This is a genomic window from Asaia astilbis JCM 15831 (assembly GCF_000613845.1).
In the GTDB taxonomy this organism is placed as follows: domain Bacteria; phylum Pseudomonadota; class Alphaproteobacteria; order Acetobacterales; family Acetobacteraceae; genus Asaia; species Asaia astilbis.
Window position 1 is genome coordinate 72,690 of the sequence record NZ_BAJT01000006.1, and the last position, 21,668, is coordinate 94,357.

Genomic DNA, 21,668 nt, shown 5'->3' on the forward strand with positions numbered 1-21,668 from the left:
AACAGACCTCGTGAACTTATTACAGATTGAAGAAAGTTGATTAAAAGGAGATTAACCGCATCAAAAGGGAGCATAAAAAAAACGTTATTTACTTATAGATATATAACTTATAGTTCATGGTTTATCGAAAGATAATACGAATGCGCCTGAACGTGCGGACTTGGGAACGAGTTCCACGACTGCTGTCAGAAGCATCATATATTTGGTTATATTGGCAAGTACCCGTTCAATTTGGCGCCCGGAATTGCCGTATTCGACCTGCTCGGCTAGTGCTTGCGTGAGGCGGCTGAATAAGGCCATCCACGGGAGAGGCTTCAGCATCAGGGGCGGCTGATTCGATGAGAAGTGATACGGTTCTGTATGGAATTACGACCTGCGACACAGTGCGCAAGGCGAAGCGCTGGCTAGAGGAGCAGGATATTAGCTTTCGCTACCATGACCTTCGCAAGGATGGTTTGAGCGAGACTGATCTAGCCGCATGGATAGAGGCGGTCGGATGGGAGGCGCTGATCAATCGATCAGGCACCACGTTTCGTAAATTGTCGGAGGCAGAGAAGGGCGTTACCTCAGTCGCAGAGGCGCGTCAGCTCATGCTTACATATCCGACAGTAATCAAGCGGCCTGTCCTCGTTCGAGGCGCCTCAGTCACGTTGGGCTTTAAACCTGAGCTTTACGGCGCTTTGTTCACCGCAGGTTGAGCGCAACAGGGTGGAGACTTACCCCTCCAGTTCGGTGTCCCAATAGAGATAGTCGCGCCAGCTCTCATGCAGGTAATTCGGTGGGAAACTGCGCCCGTTTTCCTGCAGGCGCCGTGTCGTTGGTTGAGCAGGCTTGAGGCGGGGGTGCATCCCGATCTCGGAGGGCATTTTCGATCCCTTGAGCAGATTGCACGGGCTGCAGGCTGTCACGACGTTTTCCCAGGTCGTCCGACCGCCCTTGGCGCGGGGGATGACGTGGTCGAAAGTCAGTTCGTGCGTCGGAAGCCGATCATGGCAGTACTGGCACGCGAAATTGTCACGCAGGAAGACATTGAAGCGTGTGAAAGCCGGGCGGCGTGCCGTCGGGATATATTCCTTGAGCGCGATGACGCTGGGAACTCGCATGACACAGCTTGGCGAATGCACCTGGATCTCGTCATATTCGCTTAAAACGGACACGCGATCGAGGAAGACCGCCTTGACGCTCTCCTGCCATGACCACAGCGAGAGAGGAAAGTAAGAAAGCGGACGAAAATCCGCATTCAATACAAGGGCGGGGTAATGCTGGGCGTGGGCAAGCATCGATCGCATCCTCTTTTACAGGGCGGCACGATCGTATTATCTTAAGCGCGACGGGAAACCAGCGCCTTTAGATACGCGCCGTCTGTCTTATTTAGCTGACTATTTCAGCTTTCCGTGAGCAGGGCAAGCGAAGGTTTGATGACACGATTCTGTACGCGTTTTGCCCCAAGTCCGACCGGATTTCTGCATTTTGGCCATGTCGTTTCGGCGTGTCATGCGCGGGATCTTGCGGGAGATGCGGGTAAGTTCCTGATCCGCATCGAAGATATAGACCCGCAACGCTGTCTTCCCCGGTTCGAGACGGCATTACTGGAAGATCTCGACTGGCTCGGTGTGAAGAGTGATGCACCGATAGTGAGGCAATCAGCAGAATTACCGTTTTATCACTCTATCCTCGATCGGTTGCGTAACGAAAATCTCGTCTATCCCTGTACGTGCTCGCGGACACAGGTTCAGGCCCATGCGAAAGGAACCGCTCCGGATGGCAGTGCTGTCTATGGCGGTTCATGCAGGGGGAAGTCGTTTGAGCCTGACCGCCCTCATGTCTGGCGTCTGGATATGGCTGAGGCGCTCAAACGGCTTGGTGGAGGCCCTTCATGGCGCGAATTCTCCGGCAGGACCATCGTTAACCGTGCGGCAGAATTCGGTGATGTGGTTCTGGGCAGACGCGATAATGGGGTTTCCTACCATCTATGCGTCACCTGCGATGACGCCAGGCAAGGTGTGACCCATGTCACGCGTGGAGCGGACCTGTTCGAAGCGACGTCGGTCCACCGGGTGCTGCAGGAATTACTTGGCTTTCCCCAGCCTCTTTATTCACACCACGCGCTCGCTCTGGATGCGTCAGGCCAGAAGCTGTCGAAACGGGACGGAGCAGAGAGCCTGCGTGCACTCCGGGAAAACGGCCATACCGCAGCCGGGCTGATGGCCCGGGCGCGGGAGGTCCTTCAATCCAGGATGATTATCCCGGCGGATAGGTGTGCGGATAGGTAATTTTGCTTGCCGGGCCGGGCGCATGTGGCGCGCCTTTCTTGCCGCAGGCGGTCAGCATGACCGAGGCGAGCAAGGTTAGACAAAGCAGGCGTGCTGAGAGATTCATGCCGCGTTTTCCTCAAGGCGGGTGAGCCAGGCCTGAGCGGCACGGCTGACATTTTCCGGGGCTGTTCCGCCCTCGCTCGTGCGCGATGCCAGAGACGACTCAACGGTGAGCACGTCGAAAATACTGGCATCGATTTGCGGTTCGACGCTCTGCATTTCTTCCAGCGTCAGGTCAGCCAGATCGCAGTTTTTCGCTTCGGCCATGCCGACCAGACGACCGGTGACATGATGCGCGGTGCGGAAGGGGAGGCGCGGCACGCGCACCAGCCAGTCGGCAAGGTCGGTCGCTGTCGCAAAGCCGGCACCGGCCAGAGCGCGCATCTTGTCGGTATTGGCTGTCATGTCACGGATCATGCCATCCATGGCCGCCAGAGATAGGGTGGCGGCCTCGGTTGCGTCGAAGACCGGTTCCTTGTCTTCCTGCGTGTCCTTGGCATAGGCGAGAGGCAGGCCCTTCATGACCATGAGCAGACCCATGAAGTCACCTGTGATCCGCCCAACCTTGGCCCGTACCAGTTCGGCAGCGTCGGGGTTTTTCTTCTGCGGCATGATGGAGGAGCCGGTTGTAAACCCGTCTGACAGCCGCACGAAGCTGAAAGGTGCCGAGCACCACAGAACGAGTTCTTCTGACAGACGCGACAGATGCATGCCCAGAAGCGAGAGTGCCGAGAGATATTCGAGCGCAAAATCGCGGTCCGAAACCGAATCCAGAGAATTGGCTGTGGGGCGATCAAAGCAAGAAGCGAGGCGGTAAAGCCACGATCGATCGGAAAGGAGGTGCCCGCCAGCGCCGCAGAACCGAGCGGACATTCATTCAGGCGAGCCCTTGCATCGTGCAGACGATCGCGGTCACGCGACAGCATCTCGACATAGGCCAGAAGATGGTGGCCGAAGGTGACGGGCTGCGCCACCTGAAGATGGGTAAAGCCCGGCATGGCGTCGGCGGCATGCTCCAGCGCGCGCGTGGAGAGCGAGCGCATGAGCGCCGTGATCTGACCGCTGATGCCGTCAATGGCGTCGCGTACCCAGAGGCGGAAATCGGTCGCCACCTGATCATTGCGCGAGCGCGCCGTGTGCAGCCGCTTGCCGGCCTCGCCGATGCGCTCGGAAAGGCGCGCTTCGATATTCATGTGAATATCTTCAAGGTCCTGCGAGAAGGTGAAATTCCCGGCCTCGATATCGCGGGCGATCCCATGCAGCCCGTCACGGATTTCCTGCTCTTCGGCTTCGGTCAGCAGTCCGACGCGTGCCAGCATGGCGGCATGGGCAAGAGAGCCGCGTATATCCTGACGCCATAATTTCCGGTCGAAATCGATCGAGGCATTGATGTCTGCCATGATGGCGGCGGGGCCAGCGGCGAAGCGTCCACCCCATTGCGGGTTGGCCAGTCTTTGTTCGGTCTCGGTCACGGGGTTGTCCATGGCGTAAGGATTATGGTCAAGAAAGACCTAACCTAATCAGTCAGCATGGTGCGTGCAATTCATGAGCGGTTCTCTGTCTCTTCTTGGCCCGGATGATCCGGTGCCATTTCGTGTCACGCAAGCGACAGCGGAGGGGCCGTTCGTCCTTGTCAGCGATCATGCCGGGCGCGCGGTCCCCCGGACTCTCGATCGTCTCGGTGTTGGGGAGGGTGACTGGGAGAGACATATTGCCTGGGATATCGGCATCCACGGTGTCGGTATCGCGCTCTCGCGGTTGCTCGGCGCCGAGCTGATCGAGCAGGTCTATTCGCGCCTTGTGATCGACTGCAACCGCGCACCCGGCCATCCGACATCGATCCCCGATCTCTCAGACGGTACCGAAATTCCGGGAAATGCCGGGCTTTCAGAGGCCGGTCGTGCGCAGCGGGAGCGCGAGATCCTGCATCCCTATCACGACCGGATTGCTGAATCGCTGCGCCAGAGAACGCGCCCGACCGCGTTGATCGCCCTGCACAGTTTCACGCCGGAGATGAAGGGGGTGAAGCGGCCCTGGCAGGTCGGTATCCTCTATCATCGAGACAAGCGCTCGGCAGGCATCATGCTCGATCTGCTTCGGCAGGAGGGGGACCTTTGTGTCGGTGATAATGAACCCTATGTCCTGACAGCGACATCGGATTATACCGTTCCCCATCATGCAGAGGGGGCAGATCTGCCCTATCTGGAGATTGAGATCCGTCAGGATCTGATAGCAGACGAGGCAGGGCAGATATCTTGGGCACAGAGACTGGCGCGGCTATTGCCGCTCTACTGGAACGCCATCTCGTAGGCGCGTTGAGCCTTGAGGAGGCGAGGGAGGTTCTTGCGGCCTTGTTCCCCGCGGGCATGCCCAAACTTGCTGCTGTCACAGGCTGGCCGCTGACCTATACGCGCTCGCCTATCCTGCACAGCTATTGGTGTGAGCGCTACCGCATCAAGGGGCTGTATCTGCGTCTCCCGCTTGCCCCGGAGAATTTCGAGCGCGGAGTTCGTGCGCTTCAGGCGCTTGGTTTTGCCGGGCTCAATGTCACGATCCCGCATAAGGAGACCGCCTTTGCGCTGGTCGATCAGCGTGGTCTGTCTGCTCAACGTGCGGGCTCGGTCAATACGCTGATTTTCGAGGCTGACGGGCAGATACGGGGCGAATGCACCGATGGCGTGGGCTATGTCGATTCCCTGCGAGAGGCCGGGGTCGAGCTGCCGCGCAAGACGCTCGTGCTAGGGGCAGGTGGCGCTTCACGGGCAGTCTGTGCGTCCCTGCTTGATGCCGGGTGCAGCCTCACGCTTGCCAACCGCACCCGAACTCGGGCGGACAACCTGATTGCGGCGCTGGGTGGTGGCGCAGTCACGGACTGGCAAAGCTGGTCAGAGCGCCTCGGTGAGTTCGATCTTCTGGTCAACACCACCTCGCTCGGCATGGCGGGGCAGGACGGGTACGACTGGGTCGGCAGCCTGACCCATGCCGATCCGGAGCTCGTGGTCTCGGACATCGTCTATATGCCGCTGGAAACCCCACTTCTCGCCGCTGCGCGCGCGCATGGGCTTATCGGCGTCGACGGGCTCGGAATGCTGATCCATCAGGCTCGTCCCGGATTCAAGGCATGGTTCGGCACCTATCCCGATGCCGATCCCGTTTTGCGCGCCCGTGTGGTTGAGACGCTCGACTGAGATGATCGTCTTGGGGCTGACAGGCGGCATGGGGGCTGGGAAGACGACCGTTGCGCGGTTCCTGCGTCGGGCGGGGTGGCCGGTTTTCGATGCTGATGCCGCCGTCCACGCTCTGCAGGCCAGAGGGGGCAAGGCCGTTACGGCAATCGCCCGCCGATGGCCTGCCGTGGTTCGCGATCATGCTGTTGACCGAAATGCGCTGCGCCATGCCGTGATAGGGCATAAGGAAGAAATCGCAGCGCTTGAGGCCATTATTCATCCTCTCGTTCGTGCGGAACGTCGTCTTTTTCTGCGACGCATGGCACGGCGTGGGATCAGGATCTGCGTGCTCGATATACCGCTCCTGTTCGAAACCGGGGCAGACCGTGATTGTGACGTCGTGATCGCGGTGACGGCGCCTCTCGCGGTGCGTCTGAGGCGCGTCATGAGGCGGCGGTCCCTGAGCGAGACGCAGGCGCGCCATCTTCTTGCCCGCCAGATGAACGAGCGCGAGCGGAACAAACGCGCCGATCATGTGTTGCGCAATGGGCTGTCACGCGGCCATACCGCCCAGCAAGTGAAACGCCTGATGGCCAGTCTGGAGAGCGCCCGATGAAACGGTCGATCCTATTCGATACGGAAACGACAGGGCTCGACCCGGCAACGGGCGATCGGGTGATCGAGATCGCGGCCCTCGAGTTGATCGACGATCTGCGACGGGCGAGAGTTTTCATGTGTTGATCAATCCCGAGCGGGATGTCCCGCCTGAGGCGAGCAGGGTGCACGGTTTCACGCTCGACGATCTGCTCGACAAGCCGAAATTTGCCGAGATTGCCGATGGGTTTCTCGCTTTCATCGGCGAGGATGAAATGATCGCCCATAACGCGCCCTTCGATTTCGGCTTTATCAATGCCGAGCTCAAAGCCTGCGGCAAGCCACCGCTCGATCGCAAGCGGATGGTCGACACGCTGGAGATGGCCAAAAAGCGCTACCCCGGTCTGCCGAACTCTCTCGATGCACTCTGCCGTCGCCATGATATCGATCTCTCAGCCCGCACGACCCATAATGCGTTGCTCGACTGCAAGCTGCTCTCCGAGGTGTATCTCGAATTGATGGGCGGGCGTCAGCGCGGTCTCGGGCTTGCCGTATCCGGGAGCGGGGGCGGGGTTGCGACCTACCGAGGCAATCCGCACCGCACGCCGCGTCCCATGGCCGCGCCAGATGAGGAGACGCTTGCCGCGCATGAAAAATTCGTGGCCAGCCTCAAGGAGCCGATCTGGCTGCAATGAAACGCATTTTGTTCATCACGGCCAATCGTCTGGGCGATGCCGTCATTTCCTCCGGCGCGCTGGCTGAACTCAGGCGCCGCTATCCCGATGCGCGCTTTACAATCGCCTGTGGGCCGGTTGCGGCCTCTTATTTCGAGGCATGTCCCGGTGTCGAGCGCGTCATCGTCGTCAGCAAGAGACGCTTCGATCTGCATTGGGCGGCGCTCTGGTGGGCGTGCGTGGGTCAGTGGTGGAGCCTTGTCGTCGATCTGCGTGGGTCAGGTGTCTCTCTCTTCCTGCCAAGTTTTCGTAAGCGTATTCTGCGTGGTGGACGACGACCGGGCGCGCGTATCGGCCATCTTTCAGCGCTGTTTCGTGACAAGCCGGTTTTGACTCCGCAGGCCTGGGCGCGTCCCGATCAGGAACGCCTTGCCGGTGCGATCCTCCCCGAGACAGGGCGTTATTGTGCCTTGGCCCCCACAGCGAATTGGGACGGAAAGATCTGGCCTGCTGAAAACTTCATCGCGCTCGGTCGGGAGATGAGCGCGCGCGGTCTCGTGCCGGTCCTGTTCTACGGTCCCGGTGATGACGAACGCGCACGGGCACAACCCGTGCTGGACGGGTTGGAAGGCGCGATCGATCTTGGAGGTCAGGCAAAGCTTGGATTAGTGACGGCGTTGCTGCGTCGGTGCGCGCTGTTTGTCGGCAATGATTCGGGTCTGATGCATCTGGCTGCTGCGGCGGGCATCCCCACACTTGGCCTTTTCGGACCAAGTCGCGCCTCTGAATATGCGCCCTCTGGGCCGAAAGCCCGCTTTGTCGCGGCTCCCGGACCAGAGGGGGAGGCACCGATTGCGGGCCTCACCACCGAGCGCGTCGTGCAGGAAGCTTGTGCGATTTTGGCGGATGAAGGATAGAGCAGCCATGAGTCAGGCGCGCCATCATCCCATTTCAGCCTTGCGCATCGCCCACGTGATGGCAGGGGCTCCAAGCGGGGGCGCCGAACTCTTTTACGAGCGTCTCTGCATAGCCCAGCACGACGCAGAGCATGAGGTTCGCGCCTTGCTGCGCCGTGACCCGGCCCGTGAAGCACGTCTCAAGGCCAGGGGCGTGACAACCGAAGCGCTGCGCTTTGGCGGACGACTGGATTTGTGGACCACACCCAGGCTGCGGCAGAGCCTCACCCGCTTCGACCCGCAGGTTGTGATTGCCTGGATGAGCCGTGCCGCCCGCATGATGCCGAAAGGCCCCTGGCCCATCGCCGGCCGCCTTGGCGGATACTACGACCTGTCGAATTATCGGCGATGCTCCGATCTGATCGGCAATACGAGAGGGCTGGCGCGCTGGATGATTGCGCAGGGCTGGCCTGCCGAGAAAGTCCATTACCTTCCCAACTTCGCCACCGATCTGGCGGATGTTGCGCCGGAACGTCCCGGCTGTGTGGCCGAGGGGCAGAAATTCATTCTGGCTCTGGGGCGGCTCCACCAGAACAAGGCCTTCGACGTCCTGATCCGCGCGATGAAGCATTGCCGGGCGTGCATCTGGTGATTGCCGGAGAGGGTCCTGAGCGCGAGGCGCTGACTGCTTTGGCCGTGGGTGAGGGCGTGGCAGATCGCGTGCATATGCCGGGCTGGGTGCAGGATAGCGGTGCGTGGCTCAAGGCCTGCGATCTTCTGGTTTGCCCCTCCCGGATCGAGCCTTTGGGTAATGTGGTGATCGAAGCCCTTTCAGCGGGTCGCCCCGTTGTTGCAAGCGCCATTCAGGGACCTGAAGAGGTGCTATCCGGCACGCAGGACGGTATTCTGGCCCCGGTGGAAGACCCGGTAGCTCTCGCCGAAGCGATCGCGACTGTGCTGGAGACGCCTGAGCTGGCCGACCGGCTGAGTGCGAATGGTCGGGCGCGGTTCGAGCGTGAGTTTTCTGCTCCGACCGTTCTGGCACGCTGGGATGTGTTTCTGCATGAGATGGCCTCTCGCCGCTGCGGGAGCGTCTAAGCCGATGTGCGGCATTGCGGGCATTGCCTGTCTCCCCGGACACCGGCCCGACAAGGCGGTCTTGCAGAGTATGGCGCGGGCCTTGTGTCATCGTGGACCCAATGGTGAAGGTTTTTATGAAACGGGCTCTGCCGCGCTCGTGCATCGCCGTCTTTCCATTGTCGATCTGGAGGGCGGGGCGCAGCCTCTGGTGCAGGGCAAGCTTGCATTGGTCGCCAATGGCGAGATCTACAACGATCCGGCCTTGCGTCAGGGTCTGGCTAATGCACCGTTCAAGACCGGAAGCGATTGCGAAGCACCGCTTTTTCTCTGGCCGGACAGCGATGTCGATTACACACTCCAGCTGCGCGGAATGTATGCCATTGCGCTTCTCGACGAGACCGGGTCCGACAGTGTTCTGACGTTGAGCCGCGACCCGTTCGGGATCAAGCCACTCTATTATGCCCAGCTTTCTTGTGGCGTGATTTTCGCCTCTGAGCCGCAGGTTCTGCTCGCGACGGGGCTGACGTCGCGTGCCGTGCGGCCGCAAGCGCGCGATCAGCTTCTTCAGGCGCAGTTTGTCGCCGGGCGTGAGACGATCTATCCGGGGATCATGCGTGTCCTGCCGGGGGAGACGCTTCGCTTCGTCAATGGGGTGCTCGACCGCGCCAAAAGACAGCCTTCACGCTCTGGCAAGATCGATCACAGCCTGACTGAAGAGGCAGCGCTCACGCGCCTCGATGAGGCTTTGATGGACTCCGTGCAGGCCCATGAGCGTGCCGATGTACCTTTCGGTATGTTTCTGTCAGGCGGGATCGACAGCACGGCGGTGCTGGCAGCGATGACGCGTCTCGGCAATGGGGCCCCGCTGGCCTGGACAGCCCGGTTTGACGCAGGCTCTGTCGATGAGAGTGCTTCCGCCGCTGAGACCGCAAAAGTTCTTGGAGCGCAGCATCGGGTTCTGACGGTTACGGAAGCGATGGTCTGGCAGGATCTGCCCCGAATTGTGAGCTGTCTGGATGATCCTGTGGCCGATTACGCAGTGATACCGAGCTGGTTTCTGGCGCGCGAGGCGCGCAAGGACGTGACGGTTATTCTCAGTGGTGAAGGCGGCGACGAGCTGTTTGGCGGCTATGGCCGTTATCGTCGCGCCATGCGGCCCTGGTGGCGCGGCGGTCGTCTGCCCTGGCGACGCGGCATCGTGGACAAAATCGTCTCTCTCGAAACGGGCAAGCAATGGCGCGAGGTTTTTGCGCCACCTGTTGAGGAGACCCGGCTTCGCGCCGTGCAGGCGCTCGATCTGGATGAGTGGCTGCCCAATGATCTGCTCATCAAGCTCGATCGCTGTCTCATGGCTCATGCGATCGAGGGGCGCACCCCGTTACTCGATCCGGCCCTGAGTAAACTGGCCTGGAGCCTGCCCGATACGCTCAAGGTGCGGGACGGGCATGGAAAATATCTGCTGCGTCTCTGGGTCGAAAAACATGTCCCCGGTTCCGCGCCATTTGCCCCCAAACAGGGTTTCACCGTGCCGGTGGGGCAGTGGATTGCCTCGAAATCAGCCCGTCTCGGTCCGCTTGTGACAAATTGTGATGCCTTTCGTGGCGTGATTGCGCCGAATGTGATCAGAGGCGTCTTTGACAAGGCGGAGGGGCGACGCGAGCGTCATGCCGCCTGGGCGCTGTTATTCTATGCGTTGTGGCATCGCCTTCATATCGAACGAACACCCGTTGATGGCGACGTGTTCGAGACATTGGCTTCCTAGTTTTCTGTTCCATTCTTTTCCGCAGTTGAGGAGAAACTCTTGCATTACGATCTGATTGTCAGGCGCGGCATTTGCGTATTTCCCTGGGGTGAAGCTCAGGCCGATCTGGGTATCAAGGACGGGCGCATTGCCAGCCTTGCCGTCACCGCGCAGGACAGCGCCGCGCAGGAAATCGATGCAACAGGGCTCCATGTATTGCCCGGCATGATCGATGCGCATGTACATCTGCGTGACCCCGGTAATGCCGCCATCGAGTCTATCGCCACGGGGACGCGGGCAGCGGCGCTGGGAGGCATCACTTTAGTGTTCGACATGCCGAACACCTCGCCCTCGATCACGTCATCGGAGACGATTGCCGACAAGCGCCGCACCGTTGCAGACAACGCCCTGATCGATATGGGGCTTTATGTCGGTGCCACCCGTGTCAATACACCCCAGCTCGGGGCACTGGAGCAGGAAGAAGGTGTTTGTGCGATCAAGGTCTTTGCGGGATCTTCGACCGGCGATCTGATGATCGAGGATGACGCGGGGATCGAAGCCGTGCTGCGTCACGGTCATCGCCGCGTGGCCTTTCATTCCGAAGATGAATACCGCCTTCAGGACCGTAAGGCGCTTTTCGAGACCGGCATGCCGCATGTAAACCACATGATCTGGCGTGATGAGGAATGTGCGTTTCTCGGGACGCGCCGTATCACGGCACTGGCGCGCAAGACGGGGCGCCCTGTTCATATTCTGCACACCTCCACCGCTGAAGAGCTGGACTGGCTCGCGGCTCATCGCTCGCATGTCAGTGTCGAAGTGCTTGTCAATCACCTCACACAGATCGGTCCTGATTGCTACGAGACGCTCGGCGCCTACGCAGTCATGAACCCGCCGATCCGTGATCAGCGCCACTACGATGCGTGCTGGGCTGCCGTGCGTGACGGTCGTGTCGATGTGGTGTCGTCCGATCACGCGCCGCATCCGCGCGAAGCGAAAGAAAAGCCCTGGCCTCAGTGCCCGGCGGGCCTTACGGGCGTGCAGACGATCCTGCCGGTCATGCTCGATCACGTGAATGCAGGGCGTCTCAGTCTGACACGTCTCGTCGATCTGATGGCTGCCGGGCCCGCGCGGATCTATGGATTGCAGACAAAGGGACGTCTTGCTGTCGGGTTCGATGCCGATCTGACGCTCATCGATCTGCGGGCCGAGCGCGAGATCCGCAATGACTGGATTGCAAGCCCGGTTGGGTGGACGCCATTTGACGGCAAGCGCGTGAAGGGTTGGCCTGTCGGCACGATCGTGCGCGGAAATATCGTCATGCGTGATGACGAAATCGTCTCTGGTCCGATCGGACAATTGGCCCGATTTGCGCCTTAATTTCTGTTCAAATCTATCAGTGCTTTTTCAACCCAACCGGCAGATCATCAGATCATGACACGCATCGTTCGTACGCTTCTCATCGCCTCTTTGATCCTCTCGGGTCTGACGGCAGCTTCTGCCTTTGCTGACCCGCGGGCTAAATGCGGGCAGGAGCCCACAGCGCCCACGGTGAACGCCAGCGATACCGCGCATTACAATGCGAGCGTGGACAAGTTTCAGGCGTATGAGAAAGAGGCGCGTGCTTATAATAGCTGTGTCGCAACGCAGGCTCAGAAAGAAGAGCAGGCGATCAGTGATGAGGCCAAGGATCGTATCGCCAAGGTGCACGCGTTCAGCACCAGCGTTCAGCAAAAGATCTCGGCCAATTTCAGCCGACTTGCGGCTGATCTGACCAGTGGCGGCAAGAAACTGTCCAAGCACTGATCATCAGAAATCGATTCTGAGCACGCGATGATGAAGAGGCGGCTTGTCCGCCTCTTTTTCGTTCAGGCGATCAGTTTCGGGGCAAGGGCTCCAAGGTCATGGAATACCGAGCGAAACCGTGCTTCGTCCGGTTTGCCGCCTGCCGTATAGGCGGCCATGATGACCGAACCGCTATTCTCTCCCGCGGGGGAGGCAAAAGCGATATCGGCGGAAATATCCTTGCCGTTATTGCCGGTCTTGTCTCCGGCCGCCCAGGTCAGAGGCAGGCCGGCGCGTAACCGGTGCGTCCCGGTGACGCAGCTTGTCATCCAGTCGCGAAGCAGAGCCGCCGAATGGGGGCGCAGGAGCGTCCCGTGGATCAGCCGATGCAGGGTGCGTGCCATGGCAATGGGGGAGGTGGTGTTTGCTTCCGGGTCGGCAGAGGGGCGGTTGAGTTCCGGCTCATAGGCATCGAGCCGGGTGATATCATCGCCACTGTCGCGCCAGAACTTCGTGAGAGCCGCAGGTCCGCCAATATGACGTAGCAGCATATTGGCGCAGACATTATCGCTCATGCTGACCGCGCCAGCACAGAGTGCAGCCAGGCTCAGGCTTCCCGCATCCCGGTTCTGCCGTGCAACGGGCGCCCACTCAGTTTTGAAATCGGAATCGACGAAGGAGAGACGGCGTGTCAGATCGTCTTCGTCTCCTTCACAGCGTTTCAGGACGCAGGCTGCAAGCGAGGCCTTGAAGCTGCTGCACATCAGGAATCGCTCTTCACCGCGCCAGGAGATTGCGAGACCGGTTTGCGGGCAGAACAGATGCGCGCCGATCCGCCCTCCGCTAGCGCGCTCGTAGCGTGTCGCGATGTCAGAAAGGGCGTTCTGAAGCGGTGCTACGGTGGTGCTGTCTTTGGCTTGCGGGAGTGCCGAGGCGGGACGAATGCGGGTGGATATCCCGATCAAGGGCAGGCTGACGAGCAGGGTTCGCCTTGCCAGTTGCATGTCGGGCAGTGATCGCATGGGTCTCTTTCCTGAGGTGGTGCCTCTTTCTGACGGCGGGTTGTGGCCGAAGTTTGACCGATGCGGCACCAAAATGACAAAGCGATTTGCCGCAGGGTCGCGCCGTCTGTATGCTGCTCACGATAGTGTCGCAAGAGGATCACGGTGGCAGACGAGTTTTTCAGTCAGGCCCAGGCGGAAATGCGTGCAGCAGAGCTGCGTGCAACTGCCCGGCGTTTCGGAGGTGTCGCGATCGGTGCGGCGCTGGTGGTATTGATTGGCGTGGGTGGCTGGCAGTGGCAGATCCACCGTCAGCATCAGGCTCGGATAGAGGCGTCAGGCCGCTATTTTACGGCGCTGGATGGCCTTCAGGCTGAGCAGCCCGACGCGGCCCGTCGTGTAGCCTCGGAAAAAGAAAACGAAGCCACTCTGGCCGATCTGGCGGCGCAGGCTCCGGGGGCGACCCGCGGCTTTGCAGCCATTCGACTGGCTCAGCTGCGCGCGCAGAAGGGTGACATCGAGGGGGCCAGAAAAGCCTGGCAGGGCGTGATCGATACCAAGGATGTCGATCCCTCGCTCAAGGCGCTGGCGCGTCTGCTGATGCTCAACAGCCATATCAACGATGCCGACGTGACAGACACGCGCAAGCAGCTCGAGCTTCTTGCTGCCAATGCAGGACCATGGCGCGCCTTCGCGCAGGAAGGGCTTGCTGCTCTGGATCTGCGTGATGATGCAACGCCGAAGCAGCATGCGGAAGCGCGTCGTCTTCTCACCGGTCTGCTCCAGTCTCCTGACGCGCCTGACGGTGTCAGGCAGCGCGCTTCCATCCTTCTTCAAACTCTCGGCGGAGCCGGTTGATGCCCATCGATAACAAAAACACCCTGCGCCGGCCGGGGCGTCGTTTCTTTCTTGGATCGACCCTCGCGGGTACGGCCATGCTGACGGGCTGCGGTATCTTCAAGGACGATCCCAAGCCGATCCTCGCGGGCAAGCGCTACGACGTGCTGTCCACGGGCGCCGCTCGTGATCGATGATGAAGACCACACGCAGATCGTGCTGCCCCCGGCTCAGGCGGTCTCTTCCTATCCCATCGTCGGACGTGTGCCTGACCATATTTCGGTCAATGCCGAATGGGCCGGTCCGCATCCTGCCTGGTCTCACTCCATCGGGCATGGCGTGTCCGAACCGGCATTTCTGCATTTTGCAGCGCTTGGGCCGAATGGACGCGGCGCGATCCAGTCACCGCCGGTTATCGAGGGCGGTCGTATCTATACGCGTGACGGTGTCGGTACTGTGCGCGCCTGGTACTGGCCTGCCATGAGCCCGCTCTGGACGTTCATTCCAAAGGGCAACAAGGCCCGTTCGAGCGATATAGGCGGTGGCATCGGTGTGTCGGGCGATACGCTTTATATCGTTGACGGCGTGGGGCAGGTCATTGCGGTTGGCGCCGAGACGGGCAAGGTCAAGTGGCGCGCCGAGACGGTTGTGCCGGGACGTTCGGCTCCGACAATCGTCGATGGTCGTGTCTATTTCGGGACGATGGACGAACGTCTCTTCGCGCTGAATGCCGAAACCGGTGAACAGATCTGGACCTATCAGGCGACCGAAGCCGATACGGTGATCTTCGGTCAGGCTGCTCCTGCGGTTTCGAATGGCGTCGTGGTGGCCGGGTTCGGCAGTGGTGACCTTGTCGCGCTGCGTGCAGAATCTGGTGAGCTCGTCTGGAGCGACAGCCTGGGCGGGTCGAATGGCCGTGGCGCCATGCTCGATCTCGCTTGCGTTCGTGGGGCGCCAGTCATCAAGGACGGTACGGCTTATGCCATCTCGCTTTCCAAGGTGCTGGTCGCGATCGATATGCGCTCCGGCCGCCGACTGTGGGAGCGTGAAGCGAGTGGGCAGAATACGCCGCTGATCGTCGGAGACTGGCTCTATGTCATCTCTTCGGATCAGCAACTGGCCTGTCTGGATCGCCTGTCTGGCCATGTTCGCTGGATTCATGACCTGCGTCGCTTCAAGAACGAGAACAAGCAGAAATACGCCGTGACCTGGCTCGGACCGGTCATGGGGAATGGAAAGCTGTTCTGCGCGTCTTCTTTCGAAGAAACCGGGCTTCAGGTCATTGACGCCGTGACCGGCAAGGCCGAAGCACCGATCAAGACCAAAACTCCGACACTTGTCGAACCCATCATCTGTGACGGCAAGGCGCTTGTGCTGTCCACGGATGGCACTCTGAACGCATATGGTTAATTCGTGACTGACTCCTCCTTTCTTCCGCTCGTCGTTATCGCCGGGCGTCCCAATGTCGGTAAATCGACTCTCTTCAACCGGCTGGTAGGGCGTCGTCAGGCCATCGTGTCTGACATGCCGGGCGTAACGCGCGATCGAAAGGAAGGGGAGGCCCTTCTCAGAGGGCGCAGGGTCCGTCTGATCGATACGGCAGGCCTCGAAGAGGCGGCGCCTGATACGCTCTACGGGCGTATGCGTGCCTCGTCCGAGTCCGCTGTGGCTCAGGCCGATCTGGTGCTGTTCTGCATCGACGCCCGCGCAGGCGTGACGCCTGCGGACAAGCATTTTGCTGCGTGGCTACGCAAGCAGAACAAGCCTGTCCTGCTTCTTGCCAACAAGGCTGAAGGGTCCGCCGCGACGAGCGAGGTCCTCGAATCCTATTCGCTCGGTCTGGGGGCGCCGCTGGCACTTTCAGCCGAGCACGGTGAGGGCATCGCTCATCTCATGGGTGAAATTGCCGATCGACTGCCCGAAGGGGAGCGCGTCCGCGTCAAATCCCGCTCGCGTTCGAAACCGTCTGACGAAGATGGCGAGACCGAAGAAGAAGACGAGCGCCCCGCTGGACCGTTGCGTCTCGCGATCGTCGGTCGTCCCAATGCCGGGAAATCGACTCTTCTGAATTGCCTTCTGGGCGAAGAGCGCATGATCACCGGGCCAGAGCCGGGGCTGACGCGCGATTCCATTTCCGTCGCGTTGCATGACGAGGTCGGGCCGATCCAGCTCGTGGATACAGCCGGACTACGCCGTAAGGCCCGCATCGAAAAAGACCTCGAGCGGATGTCGGTTTCGGCGTCGATCGAAGCGCTCAAAATGGCGGAAGTCGTCGTTTTGACGCTCGATGCCACGCTCGGCGTGCATGAGCAGGATCTGCAAATCGCCCGTCTGATCGAGCGTGAGGGTCGAGCCTGCGTGCTTGCGCTGAATAAATGGGATGCGGTCGAAGACCGTGCCGTGACCCGTCAGGCGATTGCTGATCGTATCGAGACGTCGCTTGCCCAGATGCGCGGTATCCCGGTCGTTACCTTCTCGGCGCTGACCGGGGCTGGTGTGAACAAGCTGCTCCCCGCCGTACGCCGGGCGCATGAGGTCTGGAACAGCCGCGTCACGACAGGCGAGCTCAATCGCTGGTTCGAAGCGCATTGGAGCGGCATCAGCCGCCATTGGTCGATGGGCGTCGGCTCAAGCTGCGCTACATGACTCAGGCCAAGTCGCGCCCGCCGACCTTCATCCTGTTCGGCACTCGTGCGAGATGCTGCCTGAGGCCTATAAGCGTTATCTGGTCAATGGACTGCGCGAGACATTCCATTTGCCCGGAACGCCAATTCGCCTGCAGCTTCGTGGAACCAAGAACCCTTACGCAGACAGCAAATCATGACCAGAACTGCCCTCGTCCTGATCGAGTATCAGAATGACTTTCTGTCCGAGGGCGGGGCTCTTCATGAGGGCCTGCGATCGGAACTGGCGCGCACACGGATGCTGGAAAATACCCAGCATCTGGTGACACAGGCGCGTCAGAAGGGGATCAAGATCATCTGGGTGCCAATCGAATTTGCGCCCGGCTATCCTGAACTTTCTGCCGAGCCCTACGGTATTCTGGCAGGGGTCAAGGCAACCAACGCCTTTCAGAGTGGCAGTTGGGGTGCGCAGATCATCGACGCGCTACGGCCTCAGGACGATGAGATCGTCATTGCAGGCAAGCGCGGCCTCTGCGGCTTCGCGAGCACGAATCTCGATTTTGTATTGCGACAAAACGGCATCTCACGCGTCGCCTTCGGTGGCTTGCTGACCGATTGCTGCGTTGAGTCGTCCATGCGGACGGCATACGAGCTCGGGTACGACGTGGTGGGTCTGACCGATTGCACGGCGACACTGTCTCAGGCGCAGCATGAAGCGGCCATCGCTCATGCCTTTCCGATGTTCTCGCATCCCATGACGGGCCAGGCTTTTCTTCAGACGAGTGCTGACTGATCTGACCGACCCGTAGCGCTGACATTATCGCGCACTTCAATGCCCGATATAGCGGCCTGGACGGTGATAGACGATCAGGATCCCGCTCATCGCGACTGCGCTCAGGAGCGATAAGGCAATTTTATAGGCAGGCAGGAAGTAGGCCGAAATAGCCAGAATCACGATATCGATTGAGATCTGCACTCGTCCTGCATTGATCCCCCGCGTCTTCTGGAGCCAGAGGGCCATGATGCCGGTCCCGCCGACACCGGCCTGATGACGGGCGAGGCAAAGAATCCCCAGCCCGATGATCGTTCCGGCAAAAATGGCGGAGAAGATCGGATCGATCTGCGAGACTGTAATGACATGAGGCATCAGGCTCGCGAAAAAGGTAATCCCGAAACTCGCAATCATCGTCTTGATGGCGAAGACCGGGCTCATGGCGCGCAGCGCGAAAGCCAGAAACGGGATGTTGATCAGCGTGAAGAGAAGTCCGGGCGCCATTGGGACGAAATAGGAAATGAGCAGGGCAATCCCTGCCATACCCCCTGTTACGAGCCCGGCTTTGTGCAGACAGATCAACCCCATGACGATCAGCGAACATCCGATGAGGAAAGCGTAGATATCTTCGGCGGTTGAGTGACGAAGGCCCGGTTCGTAGGGCGTTTCGGCGAGAGACGTCATGGCGGTCGAAATCCGGAGGGCGATCTCGTGCCTTTGTCATGTGGCGCAATGACAGGGCTCAGAGACGAAAAAAGGAAGGGACACGCAGCCTCTAACGGGATTGTTACCCATAAGATAATATAATCTTCTGATGGGGACGATAGGTATTTGGCTATGATAACATCTCAGATCACCTTTCGCGAGTTGAATTACTTTCTGGCGGTCGTGTGTCAGGGCGGGTTTGTGAGAGCGAGTGAAGCGCTCAATATCAGCCAACCGTCGATCAGTCAGGCCATTCAGGCGCTCGAGGCCAAGCTCGGGACGCAGCTGATCATCCGCAGCAAGAAGACCGTTATCCTGACTGAAAAAGGGGAAATGTTCCGGCGTTATGCCGAGCGCACCCTCAGGGAAGAAATTGCTCTGCGCGAGGCGCTTTCAGTGGATCAGAAGACGCTGGAGGGTCCCCTACGCGTCACAGTCCCGCCAGCGATCTCCTCGATCTGTTTTCCCGGCATCATCGAAAGTTTCTGCAGTCGGTATCCCGGCGTCAGGCTAGAGATCGATGAGTGCCCGTCCGACAGGCTCATCCCGCGCCTGAGAGGGGGACAGACGGAAATTGCGGCCCTGATCCTGCCCATCGGCGAGAGGGATCTCCGCTTCTACTCTCTAGGGCGCGACCATCTCTGTCTTGTTGTGCCGGAGCAGCACGCATTGGAGGGCAGGAGGAGTGCGCTCTGATTGATATCCTGCAAGAGCGGCTGGTTCTGCTGCGGGAAGATTTTAAGATCAACAGCTTCATCGCTCAGGCTTTTGCGGGGCACGGGGCAAGCCCTATTGTGGCCGGGCGGACGAGCGATATCTATCTTCTGATGGCCATGGTCCGGGCGGCGTCGGGCTGGGTATCGTCCCATCAGCCTCTGCCGAGGCGGCTGGATGGAGGGTCTGCGCGCCTTGCATCTGCAATCACCCAGCATGGATTTTGAGCTGGCACTGGCAACCCGGCGCGACCATGTTCTATCGCGTGCGGGGGAGGCTTGGCGGGCCGTCTGTCTGGATCATTTTACCCGGTCCATCCTGAGAAAGGAGGACCGGGAACCCGGCACCGATTTCAGTGCGGTTTTAGATGAACAGTGACGCGAGTAGGCAGAAACCGAGACCGAGGAAGGCGATCAGGGTCTCGATGGTGCACCAGGTCTTGATGGTCTGAGGCACGGTCAGGCCGAGATATTCCTTGATCTGCCAGAACCCGGCATCGTTCATCGGGCCGAAGGCGACAGAGCCCGCTCCGGTGACGAGCACCATGAGTTCGGGCGATACCCCCCGGCTTTGCAGCAGGATCGGTCCGGCAATGCTCGAGGCCGTGCTCATGGCGACCGTGGCAGATCCACAGGCAACGCGGACGATCACCGCGAGAAGCCAGCCGAGAACAAGAATGGGGACGTTGAAGTTGAGCGCCGTGTCGGTGATGACCTTCGAGACGCCGCTATCGACCAGTTCGCGCCCGAACCCGCCGCCAGCGCCGACGAGCAGCATGATAAGAGCGGTCGGGCCGAGGCATTCATTCGTGAAACGCAGGATGGTGTCGCGCGAAAAGCCGCGTGCCAGACCGAGAACATAAAACGAGAGAATGACAGCCAGAACCAGCGCGATATCGGTATTGCCGACGAAATGCAGCGCTGAATTGAGGCGGGTGCCGGGGCTCGAGACCTTGTCGGCAATCGAGGCGATCAGCATCAGCACGACGGGGGAGAGGATCGTGAAGACGGTGATCCCAAAGCCCGGCATGTTCTTGGGCGGCTCACGATTGACGAATTGCTCGGCAAGCGGATTGGCCTCGGTCAGCGGCACGCGCGGGGCGATGAACCGGGCGAAAAGCGGACCCGCAATGATGGCAATGGGCGTGCCGATGAGGATGCCGAGGAAAATCGTCGTACCCGTATTGGCGTGATAGGCCGAAAGAGCCAGCAGGGTGGCCGGATGCGGCGGGATCATCGCATGGGTGACAGACAGCGCTGCTCCCATGGGGAGGGCGACCCGCAAAAGCGGCGTGTTGGTGCGGGCCGCCAGAACGAAAGCCAGCGGGATCAGCAGCACAAAGCCGACTTCGAAAAAGACCGGCAACCCGATGAGCAGCCCGATAACCATCATCGCCCAGTCGACGCGTGAGCGCCCCGCCCAGCTTGAGATGGTCAGGGCAATTCGGTCCGCACCGCCGGATTCAGCCAGCATTTTGCCGAGCATGGTCCCGAGAGCGATCACCGTCCCGACATGGCCAAGGACATGGCCAGCCCCTTCCTCGAAGGATTTCACGACCTGGTTGGCGGGCATGCCGGCTGCCAGGGCGAGGGCGAGGGATGTGGTGAAGAGCACGATAAAGGGGTTGAGCCTGAAATAGGCGATGAGAACGACGATCGCGAGGATCGCGGCGACAGCAAGGGAGATGGCGAAGAGCGGAGACATGGCGTGATCTCGGGACCGTTAGCGGGGTTCTGTCAATCTGCCGGAGCAGTTTAGAAACTTCACATATTGGGCAAGAATCTTACAAGCCGCACGACGCCTCGGTTGTCGTTGGAAAAAAGATCGGATCGATCCAGGTCGATGATCCATAAGGTCACGAGTCGTTGAGCGGGCGCGAGCATGGCGTCATGGAGGCAGACGCATTAAGCACGATTGTCATGTGTCGCTCATGCGCTTCTTATGGTGAATGAACGAGTCTTGATCGCAGCCAGAGGCCGGAGCGAGACCATGATCGTGCAGGGAGAGTTCACGTGCTGATTCGTAGCGACGAGAAAACGGATATCGAGACCCCGACCGGGACCATGCGGGTGCATCTTTTCCGTCCAACGCGCGCCGGGCGGTTTCCCGCCATCCTGCTTTTCTCGGAGATCTATCAGGTTACGGCGCCGATCGAGCGTCTTGCCGCCATGATTGCAGGTCTGGGCTATCTGGTCGCGGTGCCGGAAGTCTATCATGAGTATGAGGCGCGGGATGCGTGCTTGCCTATGACAAGCCCGGCACAGATCGCGGAAACGACCTCAAATATACAAAGCCTGTCGGCAATTTCGATAGCGATAACGTCGCCCTGATCGACTGGCTGCGTGGTCATGAGGGGTGTAGCGGGCGGTTCGGCGCTTTCGGCGTGTGTCTGGGGGGGCATCTCGCCTTCAGGGCAGCGCTCAATCCCGCCATTGAGGCGACTGCCTGCTTCTACGCGACAGATCTTCATACCGGCACCTTGGGCGGCGAACGCAACGACGGCACATTGGCGCGTGCCGACGAGATCAAAGGCGAGATCATGATGGTTTGGGGTCGTCACGACCCCCATGTTCCCTTCGAGGGGCGCTACAAGATCCGCGAGGCGCTCGAAAAAGCAGCAACTGCGCTGGAGTGGCACGAGGTCGATGGTCAGCATGCCTTTCTGCGTGACGGAGCCCCACGGTTTGACGCCGCACTTTTCCTTCAGGGCATGAACTGGACGAATGCCCTGTTCCAGCGCACCTTCATCGCTCAGCCCTGACT

General features: G+C 60.2%; 17 protein-coding genes and 6 pseudogenes. 17 read left to right on the plus strand and 6 right to left on the minus strand.

The window, feature by feature from the left end; genetic code table 11:
- The first annotated feature begins 338 nt into the window (after window positions 1-338).
- Window positions 339-698: an ArsC family reductase gene (locus tag JCM15831_RS05850; RefSeq protein ID WP_025823426.1), complete on the plus strand. Its 360-nt coding sequence runs from the start codon at window positions 339-341 to the stop codon at window positions 696-698.
- Window positions 699-716: 18 nt separating this feature from the next.
- On the opposite strand, the gene JCM15831_RS05855 is transcribed toward JCM15831_RS05850, so the two are convergent.
- A complete protein-coding gene (locus JCM15831_RS05855) occupies window positions 717-1,280 on the minus strand; it encodes an HNH endonuclease (RefSeq protein WP_025823429.1) in 564 nt (187 codons plus the stop codon).
- 138 nt (window positions 1,281-1,418) lie between these two features.
- Between JCM15831_RS05855 and gluQRS the strand changes: the two genes are divergently transcribed.
- A complete protein-coding gene (gene gluQRS / locus JCM15831_RS05860; protein WP_025823431.1) occupies window positions 1,419-2,273 on the plus strand; it encodes a tRNA glutamyl-Q(34) synthetase GluQRS in 855 nt (284 codons plus the stop codon).
- On the opposite strand, the gene JCM15831_RS21860 is transcribed toward gluQRS, so the two are convergent.
- Together JCM15831_RS21860 and argH are read right to left on the minus strand one after the other, a co-directional pair.
- Window positions 2,242-2,379 carry a hypothetical protein gene (locus tag JCM15831_RS21860; protein WP_198024255.1) on the minus strand — a complete coding sequence of 46 codons (138 nt, stop codon included), beginning with the start codon at window positions 2,377-2,379 and terminating at the stop codon, window positions 2,242-2,244. The genes gluQRS and JCM15831_RS21860 overlap by 32 nt on opposite strands.
- Window positions 2,376-3,799: pseudogene (gene argH / locus JCM15831_RS17000) on the minus strand (argininosuccinate lyase). Before argH ends, JCM15831_RS21860 begins: the two are co-directional and overlap by 4 nt.
- A 61-nt stretch (window positions 3,800-3,860) precedes the next feature.
- Here argH and JCM15831_RS05870 point away from each other — a divergent pair.
- The 9 genes and pseudogenes from JCM15831_RS05870 (at window position 3,861) to JCM15831_RS05910 (ending at window position 12,273) form a co-directional block, all read left to right on the plus strand.
- Window positions 3,861-4,625: an N-formylglutamate amidohydrolase gene (locus tag JCM15831_RS05870; RefSeq protein ID WP_035773982.1), complete on the plus strand. Its 765-nt coding sequence runs from the start codon at window positions 3,861-3,863 to the stop codon at window positions 4,623-4,625.
- 56 nt (window positions 4,626-4,681) lie between these two features.
- A complete protein-coding gene (locus JCM15831_RS05875; RefSeq protein ID WP_051528343.1) occupies window positions 4,682-5,503 on the plus strand; it encodes a shikimate dehydrogenase in 822 nt (273 codons plus the stop codon).
- Between the two features lies 1 nt (window position 5,504).
- A complete protein-coding gene (gene coaE, locus JCM15831_RS05880; RefSeq protein ID WP_025823436.1) occupies window positions 5,505-6,098 on the plus strand; it encodes a dephospho-CoA kinase in 594 nt (197 codons plus the stop codon).
- A pseudogene (gene dnaQ / locus JCM15831_RS17005) lies at window positions 6,095-6,771 on the plus strand (DNA polymerase III subunit epsilon). The gene coaE and the pseudogene dnaQ overlap by 4 nt, the downstream one beginning before the upstream one ends.
- Window positions 6,768-7,667, plus strand: coding sequence for a glycosyltransferase family 9 protein (locus JCM15831_RS05890; RefSeq protein ID WP_025823437.1), 900 nt, complete (start codon window positions 6,768-6,770; stop codon window positions 7,665-7,667). The pseudogene dnaQ and the gene JCM15831_RS05890 overlap by 4 nt, the downstream one beginning before the upstream one ends.
- A gap of 7 nt (window positions 7,668-7,674) precedes the next feature.
- Window positions 7,675-8,744, plus strand: a pseudogene (locus tag JCM15831_RS17010) (glycosyltransferase).
- 4 nt (window positions 8,745-8,748) lie between these two features.
- Window positions 8,749-10,488 (plus strand): asparagine synthase (glutamine-hydrolyzing), encoded by a 1,740-nt coding sequence (gene asnB, locus JCM15831_RS05900; RefSeq protein ID WP_025823438.1) that lies wholly within the window; start codon window positions 8,749-8,751, stop codon window positions 10,486-10,488.
- A gap of 39 nt (window positions 10,489-10,527) precedes the next feature.
- Complete coding sequence (locus tag JCM15831_RS05905; protein ID WP_025823439.1) at window positions 10,528-11,847, plus strand: dihydroorotase; 1,320 nt, start codon at window positions 10,528-10,530, stop codon at window positions 11,845-11,847.
- Between the two features lie 54 nt (window positions 11,848-11,901).
- Window positions 11,902-12,273: a hypothetical protein gene (locus tag JCM15831_RS05910; RefSeq protein ID WP_025823440.1), complete on the plus strand. Its 372-nt coding sequence runs from the start codon at window positions 11,902-11,904 to the stop codon at window positions 12,271-12,273.
- 62 nt (window positions 12,274-12,335) lie between these two features.
- Here the strand turns inward: JCM15831_RS05910 and bla are convergent, their stop codons facing one another.
- Entirely contained in the window at window positions 12,336-13,274 is a 939-nt protein-coding gene (gene bla, locus JCM15831_RS05915) for a class A beta-lactamase (RefSeq protein ID WP_051528344.1), read from the minus strand.
- Window positions 13,275-13,418: 144 nt separating this feature from the next.
- Between bla and JCM15831_RS05920 the strand changes: the two genes are divergently transcribed.
- The 4 genes and pseudogenes from JCM15831_RS05920 (at window position 13,419) to JCM15831_RS05935 (ending at window position 17,507) form a co-directional block, all read left to right on the plus strand.
- Complete coding sequence (locus JCM15831_RS05920) at window positions 13,419-14,111, plus strand: tetratricopeptide repeat protein (RefSeq protein ID WP_025823442.1); 693 nt, start codon at window positions 13,419-13,421, stop codon at window positions 14,109-14,111.
- Window positions 14,111-15,500: pseudogene (locus tag JCM15831_RS17015) on the plus strand (outer membrane protein assembly factor BamB family protein). Before JCM15831_RS05920 ends, JCM15831_RS17015 begins: the two are co-directional and overlap by 1 nt.
- A 3-nt stretch (window positions 15,501-15,503) precedes the next feature.
- A pseudogene (der, locus tag JCM15831_RS17020) lies at window positions 15,504-16,914 on the plus strand (ribosome biogenesis GTPase Der).
- A complete protein-coding gene (locus JCM15831_RS05935) occupies window positions 16,911-17,507 on the plus strand; it encodes a cysteine hydrolase (RefSeq protein ID WP_025823443.1) in 597 nt (198 codons plus the stop codon). The pseudogene der and the gene JCM15831_RS05935 overlap by 4 nt, the downstream one beginning before the upstream one ends.
- Window positions 17,508-17,543: 36 nt before the next feature.
- Here the strand turns inward: JCM15831_RS05935 and JCM15831_RS05940 are convergent, their stop codons facing one another.
- Complete coding sequence (locus JCM15831_RS05940; RefSeq protein ID WP_025823444.1) at window positions 17,544-18,170, minus strand: YitT family protein; 627 nt, start codon at window positions 18,168-18,170, stop codon at window positions 17,544-17,546.
- Between the two features lie 153 nt (window positions 18,171-18,323).
- Here JCM15831_RS05940 and JCM15831_RS05945 point away from each other — a divergent pair, with 153 nt between their 5' ends.
- A complete protein-coding gene (locus tag JCM15831_RS05945) occupies window positions 18,324-18,887 on the plus strand; it encodes a LysR family transcriptional regulator (RefSeq protein WP_025823445.1) in 564 nt (187 codons plus the stop codon).
- Between the two features lie 381 nt (window positions 18,888-19,268).
- Here JCM15831_RS05945 and JCM15831_RS05955 read toward each other — a convergent pair whose 3' ends face one another.
- Complete coding sequence (locus JCM15831_RS05955) at window positions 19,269-20,609, minus strand: GntT/GntP/DsdX family permease (protein WP_025823447.1); 1,341 nt, start codon at window positions 20,607-20,609, stop codon at window positions 19,269-19,271.
- Window positions 20,610-20,917: 308 nt separating this feature from the next.
- Here JCM15831_RS05955 and JCM15831_RS17025 point away from each other — a divergent pair.
- Window positions 20,918-21,666: pseudogene (locus JCM15831_RS17025) on the plus strand (dienelactone hydrolase family protein).
- Window positions 21,667-21,668 lie beyond the last annotated feature (2 nt).

What these genes read in the sequence shown, in the direction of transcription:
- JCM15831_RS05850 (WP_025823426.1), top strand. Translation starts at nt 339, where the DNA reads ATGAGAAGTGATACGGTTCTGTATGGAATTACGACCTGCGACACAGTG.
- coaE (WP_025823436.1), top strand. Translation starts at nt 5,505, where the DNA reads ATGATCGTCTTGGGGCTGACAGGCGGCATGGGGGCTGGGAAGACGACC.
- asnB (WP_025823438.1), top strand. Translation starts at nt 8,749, where the DNA reads ATGTGCGGCATTGCGGGCATTGCCTGTCTCCCCGGACACCGGCCCGAC.
- JCM15831_RS05855 (WP_025823429.1), bottom strand. Translation starts at nt 1,280, where the DNA reads ATGCTTGCCCACGCCCAGCATTACCCCGCCCTTGTATTGAATGCGGAT.
- JCM15831_RS05870 (WP_035773982.1), top strand. Translation starts at nt 3,861, where the DNA reads ATGAGCGGTTCTCTGTCTCTTCTTGGCCCGGATGATCCGGTGCCATTT.
- JCM15831_RS05955 (WP_025823447.1), bottom strand. Translation starts at nt 20,609, where the DNA reads ATGTCTCCGCTCTTCGCCATCTCCCTTGCTGTCGCCGCGATCCTCGCG.
- JCM15831_RS05875 (WP_051528343.1), top strand. Translation starts at nt 4,682, where the DNA reads ATGCCCAAACTTGCTGCTGTCACAGGCTGGCCGCTGACCTATACGCGC.
- bla (WP_051528344.1), bottom strand. Translation starts at nt 13,274, where the DNA reads ATGCGATCACTGCCCGACATGCAACTGGCAAGGCGAACCCTGCTCGTC.
- JCM15831_RS05890 (WP_025823437.1), top strand. Translation starts at nt 6,768, where the DNA reads ATGAAACGCATTTTGTTCATCACGGCCAATCGTCTGGGCGATGCCGTC.
- JCM15831_RS05910 (WP_025823440.1), top strand. Translation starts at nt 11,902, where the DNA reads ATGACACGCATCGTTCGTACGCTTCTCATCGCCTCTTTGATCCTCTCG.
- JCM15831_RS05935 (WP_025823443.1), top strand. Translation starts at nt 16,911, where the DNA reads ATGACCAGAACTGCCCTCGTCCTGATCGAGTATCAGAATGACTTTCTG.
- gluQRS (WP_025823431.1), top strand. Translation starts at nt 1,419, where the DNA reads ATGACACGATTCTGTACGCGTTTTGCCCCAAGTCCGACCGGATTTCTG.
- JCM15831_RS21860 (WP_198024255.1), bottom strand. Translation starts at nt 2,379, where the DNA reads ATGAATCTCTCAGCACGCCTGCTTTGTCTAACCTTGCTCGCCTCGGTC.
- JCM15831_RS05940 (WP_025823444.1), bottom strand. Translation starts at nt 18,170, where the DNA reads ATGACGTCTCTCGCCGAAACGCCCTACGAACCGGGCCTTCGTCACTCA.
- JCM15831_RS05945 (WP_025823445.1), top strand. Translation starts at nt 18,324, where the DNA reads ATGATAACATCTCAGATCACCTTTCGCGAGTTGAATTACTTTCTGGCG.